The organism is Mesorhizobium sp. LNJC405B00 (assembly GCF_000502615.1).
Classification (GTDB): domain Bacteria; phylum Pseudomonadota; class Alphaproteobacteria; order Rhizobiales; family Rhizobiaceae; genus Mesorhizobium.
Window position 1 is genome coordinate 1 of the sequence record NZ_AYWC01000040.1, and the last position, 15,768, is coordinate 15,768.

The 15,768-nt window shown below is 60.7% G+C and carries 13 protein-coding genes and 4 pseudogenes; 11 read left to right on the forward strand and 6 right to left on the reverse strand.

Annotated features, from left to right (window positions below):
* Nucleotides 1-84: 84 nt before the first annotated feature.
* Nucleotides 85-267: pseudogene (locus X756_RS136890) on the reverse strand (helix-turn-helix domain-containing protein); the annotation flags it as partial.
* 73 nt (nucleotides 268-340) lie between these two features.
* Nucleotides 341-1,020: pseudogene (locus X756_RS1000000168400) on the reverse strand (IS701 family transposase); the annotation flags it as partial.
* 192 nt (nucleotides 1,021-1,212) lie between these two features.
* On the opposite strand from X756_RS1000000168400, the pseudogene istA reads away from it, so the two are divergent.
* Nucleotides 1,213-2,474: pseudogene (gene istA, locus X756_RS01000000166310) on the forward strand (IS21 family transposase).
* Complete coding sequence (gene istB, locus X756_RS136885; protein ID WP_023731835.1) at nucleotides 2,471-3,325, forward strand: IS21-like element helper ATPase IstB; 855 nt, start codon at nucleotides 2,471-2,473, stop codon at nucleotides 3,323-3,325. Before istA ends, istB begins: the two are co-directional and overlap by 4 nt.
* Before the next feature lie 435 nt (nucleotides 3,326-3,760).
* On the opposite strand, the gene X756_RS136880 is transcribed toward istB, so the two are convergent.
* The 3 genes from X756_RS136880 to X756_RS136865 form a co-directional block, all read right to left on the reverse strand.
* Nucleotides 3,761-4,870 carry an IS110 family transposase gene (locus X756_RS136880; protein WP_023731836.1) on the reverse strand — a complete coding sequence of 370 codons (1,110 nt, stop codon included), beginning with the start codon at nucleotides 4,868-4,870 and terminating at the stop codon, nucleotides 3,761-3,763.
* Nucleotides 4,871-4,982: 112 nt separating this feature from the next.
* A protein-coding gene (locus X756_RS1000000168405) for an IS5 family transposase (RefSeq protein ID WP_156941446.1) occupies nucleotides 4,983-5,746 on the reverse strand; the annotation gives its coding sequence in 2 pieces (ribosomal slippage) (nucleotides 4,983-5,407 and nucleotides 5,407-5,746; 765 coding nt in all).
* 67 nt (nucleotides 5,747-5,813) lie between these two features.
* Nucleotides 5,814-6,572, reverse strand: coding sequence for an IclR family transcriptional regulator (locus X756_RS136865; RefSeq protein ID WP_023731838.1), 759 nt, complete (start codon nucleotides 6,570-6,572; stop codon nucleotides 5,814-5,816).
* 161 nt (nucleotides 6,573-6,733) lie between these two features.
* Here X756_RS136865 and X756_RS0135975 point away from each other — a divergent pair, with 161 nt between their 5' ends.
* The 7 genes from X756_RS0135975 to X756_RS136835 all read left to right on the forward strand — a co-directional run bounded on the left by X756_RS0135975 (nucleotide 6,734) and on the right by X756_RS136835 (nucleotide 14,737).
* Nucleotides 6,734-7,534 carry an aldolase/citrate lyase family protein gene (locus tag X756_RS0135975; RefSeq protein WP_023731839.1) on the forward strand — a complete coding sequence of 267 codons (801 nt, stop codon included), beginning with the start codon at nucleotides 6,734-6,736 and terminating at the stop codon, nucleotides 7,532-7,534.
* Nucleotides 7,531-8,337: a fumarylacetoacetate hydrolase family protein gene (locus tag X756_RS136860; RefSeq protein ID WP_023731840.1), complete on the forward strand. Its 807-nt coding sequence runs from the start codon at nucleotides 7,531-7,533 to the stop codon at nucleotides 8,335-8,337. The genes X756_RS0135975 and X756_RS136860 overlap by 4 nt, the downstream gene beginning before the upstream one ends.
* An 8-nt stretch (nucleotides 8,338-8,345) precedes the next feature.
* A complete protein-coding gene (locus tag X756_RS136855) occupies nucleotides 8,346-8,822 on the forward strand; it encodes a nuclear transport factor 2 family protein (RefSeq protein WP_023731841.1) in 477 nt (158 codons plus the stop codon).
* Between the two features lie 5 nt (nucleotides 8,823-8,827).
* Entirely contained in the window at nucleotides 8,828-9,925 is a 1,098-nt protein-coding gene (locus X756_RS136850; protein ID WP_031239729.1) for a mandelate racemase/muconate lactonizing enzyme family protein, read from the forward strand.
* 501 nt (nucleotides 9,926-10,426) lie between these two features.
* Nucleotides 10,427-12,175: a GMC family oxidoreductase N-terminal domain-containing protein gene (locus tag X756_RS136845; protein WP_156941447.1), complete on the forward strand. Its 1,749-nt coding sequence runs from the start codon at nucleotides 10,427-10,429 to the stop codon at nucleotides 12,173-12,175.
* A gap of 770 nt (nucleotides 12,176-12,945) precedes the next feature.
* Entirely contained in the window at nucleotides 12,946-13,734 is a 789-nt protein-coding gene (locus X756_RS136840; RefSeq protein WP_023731844.1) for a tyrosine-type recombinase/integrase, read from the forward strand.
* Nucleotides 13,727-14,737: a tyrosine-type recombinase/integrase gene (locus tag X756_RS136835; protein WP_023731845.1), complete on the forward strand. Its 1,011-nt coding sequence runs from the start codon at nucleotides 13,727-13,729 to the stop codon at nucleotides 14,735-14,737. Before X756_RS136840 ends, X756_RS136835 begins: the two co-directional genes overlap by 8 nt.
* Here the strand turns inward: X756_RS136835 and X756_RS0135980 are convergent.
* Nucleotides 14,734-15,141, reverse strand: a pseudogene (locus X756_RS0135980) (transposase); the annotation flags it as partial. The gene X756_RS136835 and the pseudogene X756_RS0135980 sit on opposite strands and share 4 nt — an antisense overlap.
* 34 nt (nucleotides 15,142-15,175) lie before the next feature.
* On the opposite strand from X756_RS0135980, the gene X756_RS1000000166880 reads away from it, so the two are divergent.
* Together X756_RS1000000166880 and X756_RS1000000166885 are read left to right on the forward strand one after the other, a co-directional pair.
* On the forward strand, nucleotides 15,176-15,376 hold the full coding sequence (locus X756_RS1000000166880; protein WP_023731847.1) for a hypothetical protein: 201 nt from the start codon (nucleotides 15,176-15,178) through the stop codon (nucleotides 15,374-15,376).
* A gap of 6 nt (nucleotides 15,377-15,382) precedes the next feature.
* Nucleotides 15,383-15,718, forward strand: coding sequence for a hypothetical protein (locus X756_RS1000000166885; RefSeq protein WP_023731848.1), 336 nt, complete (start codon nucleotides 15,383-15,385; stop codon nucleotides 15,716-15,718).
* Nucleotides 15,719-15,768 lie beyond the last annotated feature (50 nt).

Sequence of the window (15,768 nt, forward strand, 5' to 3'; positions counted from 1 at the left end):
CCACACGGGAGCTAGCCAAGCTTTATTCCTCGATGCGGTTGTTCATCAATTTCTTTCAGCCATCATTTAAGTTGAGAGCACCCACGAATGCGGTTCTTTCGGCCCGGTCGCGAGGTCGGCGACCGAGTTGCGCTTCTTCCACTTGGCAACGGTCTTCTGGTTGATCCCGTAGCGCTTTGCCAGAGGCCTCAGGCTCTCTTGACCATTTTGTATCGCTCGACGGATCGCCTCTGTCGTCGTGGCGCTCTCGTGTAGAACCTGGCCCATAGCGCATCCCTCCATTCCTGCGAGAAGACTGCACCATCAAAGCCCGGGATCAAACACCTAGATCGACATCAACCGGATAGACGTTTTGGCGCGATAGTCCTACAGCCCACACAGACGGCGCTCACTCAAAGCCTGACGAAAAGAGCTGCTCGACCCGTAGCCCGCTCGGCAAGCACGCAGCCGAAACGCGCGCCGGAGGCGATGACACGATCGATCTCTTCGATGGCGATCTCCGGCTTTGTCAGAGCGACCTTCCGGTCCTTCGGGACTCGGCCCGCATTGTCCGCTCGAGATCATTCGTTCAAGTGTGGGGCAGGAACAGCCAAAGGCCCACCATCACCGGCACTTCGCGCGAGGCCGGAGTCACGGACACCAGTGACTGGCAATTGGACGTCTTGCCAAGCGAGGAAGCGTATAGAGGCGCGACACCAACCGAATGGTCCCGTCTTCGGTAACGCTGTGTCGTCAATGATGAGAAAACCCGCCTTATCGCCGACTAGGCGATCTGCCTCCTTCAGCAGGGCGGCCGCGAGCGGAGTGCTGTCCCAAACCCCTGCCGCGACAAAATGGTGAAGCTGATCGTAGCCGACATCGCCCGCTCGCGCGGCCATGGTTGTACGCTCTTACGGTCGCCCGGCCCGATCAGGCCGGCAATGTACAGGGGACACACATCCGGCGCCGAGCTGGATGCGAGAGACCTGCCAAAAACGGTTGAAGCCTATGCTCGAGATCGCCTTGCCAGTCCACATGCATTGATCGGCCCTCCCCAAGCTGACCTCCCAGGAATCGCGCTGTCATCGGGCGATGAATAGTCCCTGATTGTGGGCATCGAAAATTCCCTAGTTGGCGCTGCTGCCGCCAGTTCCGGGACGCGTCCCGGAACTGGCGGCTTTCGCCCCGGTGTCGATAGTCCGTCCCGACCTTTGCGGGACGGGAGCGGCGCTGGTGGTCCAACTTGGAGAACTTCTGATGATATTGGATCTACACCGTCAGGGCCTGTCCGTGACTGCGATCGCCCGGCGAACGGGGCGCGATCCCAAGACAGTCCGCAAATACATCGAGCGCGGGCTCGAACTCCCCGCCTGTGGCCCGCGGCAGGCGGGGCGGCCAGACAAGATCGCGCCGTTTGTCGACTATCTGCGCGAACGGGTCTCGACCTTTCCCGATCTGAGCGCCGTGCGCCTAACGCGCGAGATTCGTGAGCGCGGCTATGATGGCGCCTACACCGCCGTGAAGCGCTTCGTGGCCGCGGTCCGGCCACAGGAGCAGGTGCGTCCCTTCGAGGTGCGCTTCGAGACTCCGGCCGGATCTCAAGCACAGGTCGACTTCGCGCGCTTCGTCACCGAGTTCACCGACACGCCGGGCGTGATGCGCATCGTCTGGCTGTTCTCGCTGTGCTTGGCCACTCGCGTTACATCTTCGCCCGCTACGTCATGCACCAGGACCTGCAGACGCTGCTGCGCTGTCATATGCAGGCTTTCGACGCCATTGGAGGAGTGCCGATCGAGATCCTCTACGACAGGATGAAGACGGCGGTTACCGGCGAAGATAACGAAAGGCCACATCATCTACAATCGTTCGCTGCTGGCGCTGGCCAAGCACTTTGGCTTCCAGCCCAGAGCCTGCCGGCCGTATCGCGCCAAACCAAGGGCAAAGTCGAGCGACCATTCCGCTATATCCGCGAGGACTTCTTCCTGGCCCGCAGCTTCCGCAATCTCGACGACCTGAACGAGCAATTGCAAGATTGGCTCGACACCGTCGCCAATGCTCGCCTGCATGGCACCACGCAACGCATCGTCAGTGAAGCCTTCGCGGCGGAGCAGCCGGAACTTCAATCTCTCCCGGCCGTTCCCTTCGACGCGCTTCTCAAGCTGGAGCGTCGCGTCAGCCATGATGGTCTCGTCTCGATCGGCGGCAACTACTATAGCGTTCCCGATCGCACCCGGCGCCTTGTCGAGGTTCACCAGCTTGCCGACTGCATCCGCATCCTGGACGAAGGCAGGCTGGTTGCCAGCCATCCTGTGCTCGAGGGGCGTCGCCAATATCGGATCGATCCGGCTCATCGTCAGGGGGCAGCTCGCCATGCGGCGAGGAAGAGCGCCCCGGATATCATCGTCGGCCGTCTCGGCGACCATGTCGCCCGGCGCTCGCTCGACTTCTATCAGGCCGTCGCCGAACGACTGGCGATCGAAGGGAGCCGGCCATGACCATGCACGCATCCACGATCGACAGCATCAGGAAGAGCCTGGTCGGGCTGCGCATGCCACGGGCGCTCGAAGCACTCGACGCGACCCTGCGGCGCATTGAGCAGGGCGAGATCGACGGCATCCAGGCCTTCGACGAACTTCTGGTCGAAGAACTAACTCTACGCGAAAGTCGGCGCATCAAGGCTGCTCTGATGATGGCGCGCCTCACCACCGTCAAGACACTCGCCGGCTTCGACTTCGCTTTCCAGCCATCGCTCGACAAAAACCGCATCATGGCGCTGGCCGAACTGAAGTTCATCGAGCGCGCGGAGGTAGTCCATCTTCTCGGCCCGCCCGGCACCGGCAAAAGCCATTTGGCGACCGCGCTCGCCGTCGAGGCCGTGAAGGCCGCAAAGAGCGTCTACTTCTCCACGCTCGCCGACATCATCGCCTCGCTCGCCAAGGCCGAGCGCGAGGGGCAGCTGCGCGAGCGTATCCGCTATCTATGCCGCGCCTCGCTGCTCGTCGTCGACGAGATCGGCTATCTCCCTGTCGTGGCTGGCGGCGGCAACCTCTTCTTCCAGCTCGTCAATGCCCGCTACGAGAAGGGCGCCATGATCCTCACCTCCAATCGCGGATTTGCAGAATGGCGCGAGGTCTTCGGGGACCCTGTCGTCGCAACCGCACTTCTTGATCGCCTGCTTCACCACCCCGTCGTTATCCAGATCGAGGGACCAAGCTACCGCCTTCGACAGGACGCCGATCTCGTCCCCGAGCACGTTCGATCAAAAGCACACATCAACCCGCCTCCGCCGCCGAAAAAACGCGGCCGGCCGCCAGGAGCGAGATCCGACGATCAAGATGCCGGCTGATCACCGGGCCCATTCGCCTGTCAGCTAGGGAAAATTGGATGCCCACATTCGCGGAAACTTCGGCGCCCATTGACATCGCGCAAACTCTCTCTTGGAATTCCAAACTCGCCCGCCGCTGAAAACCTGCCAAAGTACTGCTAGTCTCTCATGTTCCCTGTCAAGGCTGAAGGCGAGAGGGAACAACTGCTTGGCGCGAGTGTGCAAAGCAGTCGGATTGGCTGGAACTGCACAGGGTCGGGGGTGGAGCTCAGAGACGACGGTTGATCAGACTCTCATCCGCGGGTTGGATACCGCCTTCCGTGTCTTCGTCTCGGGGCTGTCCTCGGTCTAGAGGGCGGGCGTCGGGCGGATTGGCTCGGCCACATAACTAGCGACGGGAGTTCCCCACCGTGGCCCCACCCCCGGCCCTGTGCAGCGGGCTGGGTCGAGACTCGTCTATGACGGTTCGACCTCCTGCCCAATGGCCCACAGGAAGGCGGCCATCTCGCGCGCGATCGCGGCCACGACCACCGGTGGCTTCTTGCCGGCGGCGTTGAGGCGACGATAGCGAGCGCAGAGCCGGACCTGCGCCTTCCAGGCGATGTCGCGGACAGCTTTGGGTAACCCCTCGAGCCGGAGCCTCAGGGCCTCGCTGACCCTGGCGGGATAGCGGTAAGTCCAGGCCGCTTCGACCAAGGCGCGGCGGGCGCGTCGATTGCCGGCGAGTGTAAGGCTCGACCTGCGGACCGTGTCGCCGGTCGAACGCTCCCCCGGAACCAGGCCGAGGAAGGCCATCAACTGCGGCGGTGTATCGAAGCGGCGCACATCCCCGATCTCGGCCGCGAAGATTACTGCGACCAGGAACGAGGCACCGCGCATCGCCTGATAGGCCTCGACGACCCGCGCCATGGACCAGGTGGGCACGACGGCGCTCAGCTGCTCGTCCAAGCGGCGTAGCCGCTGAACCGCGTCCTCGATCGCGTCGATCTTCTCTTGGAACACGATCTGCTGCGCCGGATGCTCGAAGCTCTGGCGGGCAAGCCAGCGCCGGTGCGCCAATGTCCAATGACCGCCGCCCTCGTAGATCCGACCATGGCGCAGAAGGAAGGAGAGCAGCTGCTGGCGTTTGCGGCGCAGGTCGTCGGCTCCGGATTCCCGAGCCCGCACCAAATCGCGGACAGCCTCGTGGACGACGTCCGGTACCCACACTCCGGTCAGTTCGCCCGCCCGATGCAGCCGCGCCAGAGTGACCGCGTCCCTTCGGTTCGTCTTGATGCGCTCGCCCGACCGCTTCGGAATCAGGGCGGGCGCAACCACCATGCAGTCGTGACCAAGATCGCGGACCTGACGGCAAAGTCCGTAACCAGTCGGTCCGGCCTCGAAGCAGACGTGCAGTCGATCGTACCTTTTTCCCAGCTTCTTGATCGTCCGCTCTATCGCAGCCGGCCTATTCTCGACCTCACCGAGAAACCGGACTTCGCCCGTGCGGCCGCCCGCTGCGATCGCCACCGCATGCTTCTTCTTGGCTACATCAAACGCGACAAATGCTTCGCTATACTCTCCCATGGCTCGTCCTCCGTGCGTGAGGATCGGCTCGGCCTATCCGAGCAACCCTCGTCTCTTAATCGCACGAAAGGGCGGGCCACCGATCTCAGGCCTCGGAACATGACGTCTAGGGTCAGGACTCATTGATCCAGAAGATGAAGGCTGCAGCGAAGGCGATCGCCGACAGGAAGGTGTGAGCACATCGGTCGTATCTGGTGTGGACGCGTCGCCAGTCTTTGAGGCGTGCGAACATGTTCTCGATCCTGTGGCGTTGTCGGTATAGGACAGGATCGTAGCTGTGCTGAACACGATGCTTGGCATGGGGTGGGATGCATGGCGTGATACCGCGCTCGACGAGCGCCTGGCGGAAGGCCGCTGAACTGTAGGCCCGATCGGCGAGCAGGGCGTTGGCGGCGGGCAAATCCTCGATCACTGCCGCAGCAGTCTTGTGATCATTGGCCTGCCCTTCGCTCAGATGCAGCAGCCGCGGACGTCCCTTGCCGTCACAGACCACTTGCAGCTTGGTGGTCAGTCCGCCTCGGCTGCGTCCGATACATCGGGATAGAGCCCCTTTTTAAGGAGGCTGGCGGCAGTGCGATGCGCTTTGAGATGGGTGGCATCGATCATCAGATTGTCCGTTTCGCCGCCCTGCGCGGCCAGTTCCGCCAGGATGCGGTTGAACACACCCAGCCGACTCCAGCGGATGAAGCGGTTGTAGATAGTCTTGTGCGGGCCGTAGTCGGAAGGGACATCTCGCCAGCGAAGACCATTGCGGATCACGAACAGGATGCCGCTCAGCACCCGGCGGTCATCTACACGCGGCACACCATGCGACAAAGGAAAATAGGGCTCGATCCGGCGCATCTGCTCCGGCGTCAACATCAGCAAATCACTCAAGGCGGCACCTCCTGCCACCTTGAATCACCCAACAGATATCAACTCAACAAATTGATGGGTCCTGACCCTAGATGGCGGCCAGTGCGGAACTGATTCTATCGGCGACCGAACGGACCACCGGACCGATCTCTTCAAAACTATCAGCTATCCTAAATGTCGGCGAGGAGATACTCAGTGCTGCGACAACATCGCCGGACTTATTGTGTATGGGTGCAGCCACGCACGACGCGTCGGGTAGATTCTCGCCGTGATCCACCGCGTAACCGCGCGCTCGTGTTTTTTCGAGTTCTACCAAGAACGCATCGCGTGTCGCGATCGTCGATTTGGTCCTAGGCTCAAATCTGATTCGATCGAGAACTGCATTTCTGCCGGCGGGCGTCATCTGGGCCAGGATCGCTTTCCCTAGTGAGGTCGAATGTACCGGCATTGTCTGTCCGACGGACGTGATTAGAGCGATGCGCTGGTGGGTCGGCTCCAGCTTTTCGATGTAAACAACACGATCGGTCTCCACGATTCCGAGGTGAACGCTCTCTTCATACATGTCGCGCAGCTCGCGCATGAACGGCCGAGCAATTTCTCGCAGCCCCAGGGCGATACCGCTGGATGAAGACAGCTCAAGTAGTTTGGAGGTGAGTGAATAGCTCCCGTGGCTCGTCTTGCGCACATAGCCGTCGTCAATCAGCGTTTGCAGCAAACGCGACGTCGTTGCCCGATCGAGCCCGGTGGCCTCGGCGATCACGCTCGGCCCGAGCGGAACCGAGGCGCGCGCCATCATCTCGATCACGGAAAGCCCGCGCGACAATGCTCTGACTAACGGAACGCCCATGTCGTGTACTCCAGAATCAACAAGCTCTACTCCGTTCGACCGCACGGCGGCAACAGCGGAAAGATCGTTGGCACCCGTTTGCGTTTTGGCTTGACAGAGCAGATGGGGATTATGTAAAGTTCATACAATGATTTAATAGTTCATCAGTTGAATTTTCAGACATGGCAACTGCTAGCACGATAGCTTCGCTGAAGGCGGCCGCTGATCTGGGGCCGCAGCTCCTCGAGCGCAGTCGGACCGGATTGGCGGTCGGCACCTTCATCATTGAGATTCCCAGCATCGCCGCCATTCGCGCGGTCGCGCTTGCTGGCTTCGACTTCGTGGTGATCGACATGGAGCATTCCACGCTCGGCTTCGACCGCTTGGAACCGCTGGTGCTCGCAGCGCAAATGTGCGGAATGGCGGCATTTGTCCGTGTCTGGGGCGAGGATGTTGGACTTATCGGCAAGGCCCTGGAGGCGGGAGCCAACGGCCTTCTCGTTCCGCATGTAGAGAATGCTGAGCGCGTCCGCGCTGTTGTAACCGAGACACGCTTTCCGCCGCTGGGCGCCCGTAGCTTCAGCCCGCTCACCCGCCATGACGCGCTGGGACAGTCGAAGGCGGCGATCGGCGAGCGAACCCTAGTGATCGTGCAAATCGAGGGGCGCAAGGGGCTGGATGCTATCGCCGAGATTGTCGGCGTCGCCGGCATAGACGGCATATTTGTCGGCACCCACGACCTCTCAGGGTCATTGGGAATTGGGGTCGAGGACTCTGCCCTGCTCGACCATGCGGCCCGGCTCGCCGACGCACTGCCCGAAAGCTTGGTCCGGGGCGTCTATATCGACAGACCGGAGGCGAGCGCCGCATGGTTCGATCTGGGCTTCAGCCTGCAATGTGTGAGTTTTGACGGGCGCATGCTTGCTTACGGTGCCTCTGCGGTGGTCTCCGGAACCAATGTGCGCAAGGAGACGACAGCATGAACTCACCGATCAAAATCGCTGATATGGCGCGACAGTTGCGCGATGCGGAGGCCGCCCGGCAGCCGATTACGCGCTTGACCGAGAAGGTGCCGGCTCTGACGGTGACCGAGGCCTACGAAATCCAGCGTCTTAATGCTGAGGCCCGTCTAGCTGCGGGAGAGGTGGTTCACGGCCACAAGATTGGTCTCACAGCGCGCGTCATGCAGATCAAGTTCAACGTGGACGAGCCCGACTACGGGCATCTGTTCGACACGATGTTTGTTCAAGAAGGGGGTACACTTGATTTATCGTACCTTATCGATCCGCAGATCGAGGTAGAGCCGGCCTTCGTGCTCGGCCGGCCATTGAGGGGCCCTGGCGTGACATGCGACGACGTGATCGCGGCCACCGATTGGATCGTGCCCGCGTTTGAGGTGATCGACAGCCGCATCCGCAACTGGGATATCAGGTTGCAGGATACTGTGGCCGACAATGGTTCGTCCGCGCGCGTGGTGCTGGGGCAGGCTCGCAAGCGACCTACCGAGTTACCTTTGGCCGACCTCGAAACAGCGCTGATCCTTGACGATCAAACGGTCGAGACCGGCAGCACCTCGGCTATTCTCGGCCATCCTGCCGAAGGAATTGCTTGGCTGGCGAATGCGCTCGGTCGGCATGGTGTTGGTCTAAATGCGGGCCAGGTGCTCCTGCCCGGCACCGCGACGCGCTCGCATCGAATAGCCGGGTGCAAAACGGCTCGCGCCGAGATCGAGCACCTGGGCACCGTCACACTGAACTTCACCGGAGAACCGACAGTAACGCCATGACAACTCCTTTGACCGCAGCCAGCATGGAAGCCACGATTCGCCGCTACTACGACGGCTGTAATCGCGCGGACGGCGCCATGATGAAGAGCACGATGGCTCCCGAAGCCACGCATTATTTCCCCGCCGGGGCGCCGCAGGGGCCGTTTCGCGGAGCGCAGGCTATCGCCGATGGCTGGATCGAAGCGGTCGCTAAGATGGGCTCTCAATGGACCATTGAGACGCTGATCCTGGATCCGGCACATCGACGCGCGGTACTGGAATGGACGCACTGGAAGACCAACGACGACACCTATCTCCGCGGCGACGAATGGTTCGAGTTCGACGAGCAGGGTCGCATCAAGGAAATCCGCGCCTATTACGCATGTCCTCCTAAAGGAGTGGCGGGCGACGCTATGCTAGGCGGCTTCGATCACGCCGGCCGCGGCTACACGATGAATCCGCCCTACACTGAAGAAACCCGGCCGAAGCCAGAGACCCAAGGATGATGCCAATGAAGATAGCGTCCGTAGAAAGCTTCATCGTACACGCTCCGATTCCGCGTTTTGTCGCGGACAGCTTCAACACGGCGACGACTTGGGGCCTGCCCGGTGTTATTGTGCGCACCAAGGACGGAGTCGAGGGCTGGGGCTATACTTCGACTCTCAGCTTCGGCGATAGGGCGATCAAATCGATTATCGACGATATCTACACGCCGCTTTTGATCGGCGAGAATCCGATGGACACCCAGAGGCTCTGGGAAAAGCTCTACTGGTCGGACTCGCATTGGGTTGGTCGCTCCGGCATCGCGCACATGGCGATCGCCGCTGTGGACATCGCGTTGTGGGATCTGAAGTGCAAACTTTTGGGCCAGCCGCTTTACAAGCTCATCGGAGGGCATAAACCCGGGGCGATCAAGTCGTACAACACTGACGGCGGATGGCTGAATTTCGGAGTGCCCCGGCTCGTAGACGAAATGCAGGCATTACTCGAGCAAGGCTATGTCGGTGTTAAAATGAAGATCGGGGGGCCGGATCCGCGGGTCGATGTCGCCCGCGTCGGTGCGGTACGCAAGGCGTTGGGCGATAACGTTGATCTGATGATCGACGTCAACCAGAAATGGGACCGCACGACGGCGCTAGGCTGGGCGCCGCGGTTCGAGGAATTTGCCCCTGGATGGCTGGAAGAACCGCTCGATCCAGACGACGTTGAGGGTCACGCCTTGCTTGCAAAGGCAACGCGGATTCCGATCGCTCTTGGCGAGCACGTCTACACGCGCACGCAGTTCCGCGAGTTCATCGGGCGCGCAGGCATCGGCTACGCGCAGGTCGATTGCACCCGTGTGGCCGGGATAACCGAATGGCTGGCGGTGGCCGAGATTGCTCTGGCGCACCACGTTCCGGTGGTGCCGCACCATGCCGATATGATGCGCGTCCACCAACATCTCGGCGCCGGTCACGCCGCGAGCCCAATGATCGAATGCATCCCGTGGCTGCAGGAGCTCTTTCAGGAGCCGGCCGACATCCGGAACGGCGTTTTCAACGTGCCCGATACACCGGGCGCATCCACTACTTTCGACCGGCCGATGTTCGAAAAGCACCGTGTTGCCTAAAAGCGGTCCACAGCTTCGAATCGGTAGTCCAGACTGGTGATCGTGGCCACGACGATCGCGGTATATGCCGAGCTGGCGTGGCCGCGGACAGTACGCACGGAGTCTTGGGGCGTCTCTTGGTTGACGTATCCGCAGACAGGGTTAAGGCCGGATCGAGCAGCTTGGTCTTAACATCACTGTCTGTAGCACCAATGAGAAGCAGCCCCGGGGCTTCAGACCTTTGCTATACGGCAGATCGACCATTTGTCGTCATACTGAATGTCGGGGTAGCGATGGTCCATGCCTCAAAGCGGGCGCCGATTCTAATATTCCAATCATCGTAGCATCGGAAATGGCGATTCTGCCCGCGAGGAGATCTTCCTGAATATACAAGCGGGTCAGATCGTTACCGGGAGCCGCGCCGCAGCCGCTTTTAGCGCGCGATGCAGTAAGAGAGAGCGTCTCGCAGACGCTTCGCTTAAGACGGCGGTTGCGCAAGTGGCGAGGCGCCGCAAAACGGCAGTGATCTCGCTGAATCGCACCGGGCCGGCAAGTTCAAAAAAGTCTATCGGGAAGGTCATTCCGGCTGGAATGCTGTTCCATATCGTGTTACCGCTTCAGCCTCACGTCATCAAGGTGAATATAAGCATGGTAGACGCTTCATGGGATTTCGAAACTGACTACTGCGTCGTTGGTGCGGGTTCGGCCGGCTGTGTGATCGCTGCTCGCCTGTCGGAAGAAATCGCCTCGAGGGTGCTGCTGCTCGAAGCTGGACCCCGAGACTGGCACCCGTTCATTCATATTCCAGCGGGCTACTTTTACCTACTGCGAAGCCCCCGTTTCAACTGGATGTACAGCGCTGAGCCGGAGGCTAGGACCTTCAATCGCAATATAACGTTTGCCGCCGGCAGGGGGCTTGGAGGGAGCAGTTCGATCAACGGTATTTTGTTTGTAAGGGGCCAAGCTGCTGAGTATGACCGGTGGGCAAATGAGCTGGATTGCGAAGGTTGGAACTATGCTGCGTTACTTCCGTATTTCAAGAAGGCTGAAACCTTCGTAGGCGACAAGTCAGAGAACCGCGGCAGCTCAGGCCCGGTAACCGTTTCTCCTTTTCGGACCATACACCCGCTGGCGCGAGACTTTGTTCGGGCGGCGTGTCAAGCAGGATACGACGAGGTGGAGGATATGAACGCATCTGTCCGAGACGGTGCGAGCTTTTTCCAGCAAAATCGGAACGGCCGGTTTAGAGCGAGCACGGCGTCTGCATATCTTCGGCCGGCTCAAAAAAAGAGTCGCAATCTAAGGGTCGAAACTAACGCCTACTGCACCCGAATATTGTCTTCTGGGAAGCAAATTGAAGGCGTTGAGTTTGTCCGGGATGGCAATCGGACGCGCGTAAAGGTTAGGCGAGAGGTGATCGTATCTTGCGGCTCCATCCGGTCACCGCACCTTCTTCAACTCAGCGGCATTGGCGACCCGTCGCACCTAAAGGAAATTGGAGTTCCGGTTACGCACGCTTCACCAAACGTAGGCAGGAATCTTCGCGACCAGTACATGGTTAGGGTTTCTCACCGTACCCAGGGAATACTCACCATCAACGAAATGAACAATTTCGCTAGCATAGCCCTAGAGAGCTGGAAATATGCCATTGCGAATAGAGGCTTGTTGACCTTAGGCGCGAGTATGGCCGCCCTCTATTGCAAAAGCTCGCCAGCAGCCAAGTTTTCGGATTTGCAGCTGATGTTCGCGCCAGTCAGTTTCTCGGCAGCGGTGCCTGGCAAGCTTGAACGTTCGGGCGGAATGACGATCGGCGTGTGGCTATCCTGCCCCGATAGCGTTGGAACCGTTCTCGCCCGCTCCTCCGACCCAAATGATAGGCCCGCGATAAATCCGAACTATCTTAGCGCTCCGACCGATTGGCCTCGCCTGCTCGTGGGGCTGCGCGCCGCTCGGAAAGTATTTCAGATGGATGCTCTAAAAAAATGGAGCGTCCGTGAAATCACCCCAGGTAAAGAGTTCGTCACGGACGACGAACTTTATGACTTTGCTCGACGTGCTGGGTCGACTGCAGCCCATTATACTGGAACATGTCGAATGGGTTCGAGCGATTTGAATGTGACTGACACACAGCTTCGCGTACGTGGTGTGTCTGGATTGAGGGTCGTTGATAATTCAGTTCTTCCCAGTCCAGTTTCAGGCGGTATGAATGCTACGGCCATCGTGGTTGCTGAAAGGGCGGCCGACCTGATTCGGGGGCGCTTGACAATTTGATAGGTCGCCTGCCCATGAAAGCCGAGCCTTACCGTGCCGCCGATACCATCAAAAGGAGAAGCATAGCCGCGATGAGGTTAAGTGAATACGTCAACTATAATGCCACCGGTTGGCCACTCTCGTGTGAGCCGGCGAATTGACCCCTGGAGCCTACGACGAGGTGAATCCACGCATCAATGCCGTCATGGAAGAGACGGTTGCCGGCGCAGAGGGGGAAAAGAGGATTGCCAGCAAGCAGAACCGCCGCCGCAGTCCGGTTGTCACGCGACCGAGATCTGTGCGCGGCGCGCCCTGCCGGTGTGCCTCCCCACCGGCAGGGCACTAAGGCGCTGGATTGGGTTGAGTGCGGCGCGTCGACGGTCGAGGGTTTCAGAAAGAGGTTATCAGCATAGCCGGATGGCACATCGAGCTTCGGCATCTCTGGGTCTCTCACCGTCCGAACGCTCAAGCGGCGGCGTCAGCCCGACGACGGTCGGCGCGTAGACGCCAACGCCGAGAGATGGCAACTGTCATGCCAGGTGACTGGCCGTCGGGTCGTATACGTTGCTTTCCGCCGGGAACCTCAGGGCAGCCTGATCGAGTATTCCGGCCGGTTTCCGAACGTAGATCCGGATTTCGAAGAGTGGCTCCCATCCTCTTTCCGGGTTGGCGGCAAGGCGTGATCGACCTCCCCATCGTAATGGGTGATCCCGTTCAGAGGCCTCTGCAGAGAAGGCGTATAGATATCGGGTGGGGGGCATCGGCCGTTTTTGAGCGCCGGAGAGCGCTGCTTGGCCGTTGCGCGCGGCATTTCTCAGGATAATCGGCTGATCCGGCCGATTTATGGACGGACTCCTGCTTATCTTGCCCGGCTCGATCCCGGTACCGAGTTCCCACAAACCGCGACCTTTGGTCGTTCACATCGCCGCCTCGCACCGCACGTCTATTCGGAGCAGGAGATCTGCGACCTTGTGACCGCCGCTTCGCGCCTCGCCCCTAAGGGCGGGTTGCGGCCGGCAACCTACGCGACGATCTTTGGGCTGATCGCCGCTACGGGTCTGCGCCGGTCAGAAGCACTTCACCTGCGCTGCAGCGATGTCAATCTCGATGGAGCGTTCCTTACGGTTCGGAACACGAAGTTCCGCAAATCCAGGCATGTGCCCATACACGCCACCGTCGTAGCCAAGCTACGGCGCTATCTGGCGGTTCGGGCGCGTCCTGGTGCACTCACCGAGGACTCACCGCTGTTCCTGTCTCCGGCGGGTGGATTCATCGCGGAGCGGAGGATCAATAAGGTTTTCCAGAAGCTTCGCACCAACCTTGGTTGGACCGCGCGGGGCGGCCATGGCAAGGTGCGTATCCACGACCTGCGCCACACCTTCATTTGCCGCCGTATCCAGCTCTGGCACGAGCATGGCGCCGATATCGACAACGCCATGGCGGCGCTCTCGACCTATGTCGGCCACGCCAAGATCTCCGATACTTATTGGTATTTGACCGGCGTCCCGGAACTCATGGCGGTCGCTGGCAAACGGTTCGAGCTGTTCGCCTCTACGGTTGGAGGGGGTCATCATGACTGACCCCAAGCTGGCATCGTCCTTCCCCATCCTGCTGCAACGCTTTTTCGTCGAGCATCTGGGCAATCAGCGAGCCGTCAGTTCGCGCACCATCGCCGCCTACCGCGATACCTTCCGATTGTTGCTTGACTTCGCCGAGGCGACGATTGGAAAGGCGCCCACCCGGCTGACCCTGGCCGACCTCGATGCGCAGTTGATCCTGAGCTTCCTCGAGACTTTGGAGAAGGAGCGGAGCAACGGCGCCCGTACTCGCAACGCCCGCCTGGCGGCACTTCGCTCTTTCCTTAAGTATGCCGCCCACTACGATCTGACCGCGCTCCCCGTCATCGAACAGGTGCTGGCCATTCCGATGAAATGGTTCGACCGGCCGGTCCTGGGATTTTTGTCACGCGAGGAGATGCAGGCGATCCTTGAGGCGCCGGATGCGCGGACATGGGCAGGTGAGCGGGATCGCGCACTGTTCAGTCTGATGTACAACACCGGCGCCCGCGTGTCTGAAGCCATCGGCCTGCGCGTCGGCGAGGTCGCCGTCGATGGCTCGGCGGTCGCGCACCTGCATGGAAAGGGGCGCAAAGATCGCAGCGTGCCGCTCTGGCGGACGACCGCCAACCTGATCCGCAACTGGAAGCGCCGGTTGGACTATGGGGGCGAGGAGAACTTCCTGTTTCCGAACAGAGGCGGCGGATGCATGGCGCGTTCGAACGTCACCCAGCGCCTTGAACTTGCGGTCTCGGCCGCCGCGGAACGTTACCCGCAACTCGCGCGTCGCTCGATTTCGGCTCACACCATCCGCCATACCACGGCAATGCATCTTCTGCAGTCCGGCGTCGACATCAGCGTCATTGCCCTATGGCTGGGTCATGAGAGCCCCGCCACGACGCACATGTACCTTCAGGCGGATCTCGCCATGAAGGAGCGTACGCTCAACCGGCTGCAGCCCATGACGGCCAGTCAAAGCCGGTATCGACCGCAGGACCAGCTCATGCAGTTCCTGTTGAGCCTTTAAAAATTATGCGCAGCGCCTAGTTTGAATGCCGGCCACCATCTCACTGATCTGCCGAAGAAAACTGGATAAATGTCCCGGTGAGCTGCGCAAATCATCGGGTGCGCATAATCGCGCGTATAGGTCCATATGCGCCCGGTCGCGCACTTGCCCTTCGCCAGGATGCGAATGGTGGTGTCGTCGCCATGAAGGCGCTCGGCCGCGAGCACATGGCGCTCGATCAGCTGGAAGAGCGGCATGACGGCGAAGGTTCCGTGGCCGACCTGATCGGCCAGCGCCTTGAAGCGCGCGCTCTGGCGGTTGAGTGGAGCATGCATGCCGAACTTGTCGTACAGGATTGTCGCCAGCAGTTGGGGACCGATGAATCCGCGCGGCGTGACATGGAACGGCGCCGGCGGCTGGGTGATCTTCAAGAGCAAAGTGGCAAGCTAGCCGGAGGCGTTGATTGCATGGTTTGCTTCGCTCGGCCTCCCTCTGGTTCCGATCGGCCTGGAAGCCGGGCCGCTGTCGCAATGGCTCTATGCGGCAATGCGGCAAGCGGGATTGGCGGTGGAGCTGCTGGAGACGCGGCATGTGCGCGACGCCTTCAAGGCGATGCCGGTGAAGTCGGACCGCAATGAGCGCGTAGGATCGCGCAGCTGATGCGGCTTGGCTGGTTCCGACCGGTGCATTGCCAAGTCGCTGGCCGCGCAAGAGGTGCGGGCGGTGCTGATGGCGCGCAAGCTCATTCAATCGAAGCTGAGGGATGTCGAGAACAGTGTGCGCGGCATCTTGCGCGGCTTCGGGCTGAAGGTCGGCAAGACCACACCGCGCGGCTTTGCCGGCCATCCGAACCTGAAGATGGTGGCCGCGGCGCTGCTTTCTGTGCATGCCGTGCTACTGCGCGAGTTCCAAGCTTTCGAGAAGCAGGTTCGCGTGCTGGTGCGCCGGGACGCCAGGGCCAGGCGGTTGATGTCGACGCCGGGGGCGCATTGCCTCGCCTGAACTGCTCCCTAAAATTGGTTTGTTGCCTCATCTAGTTTGCTCCCGAATCA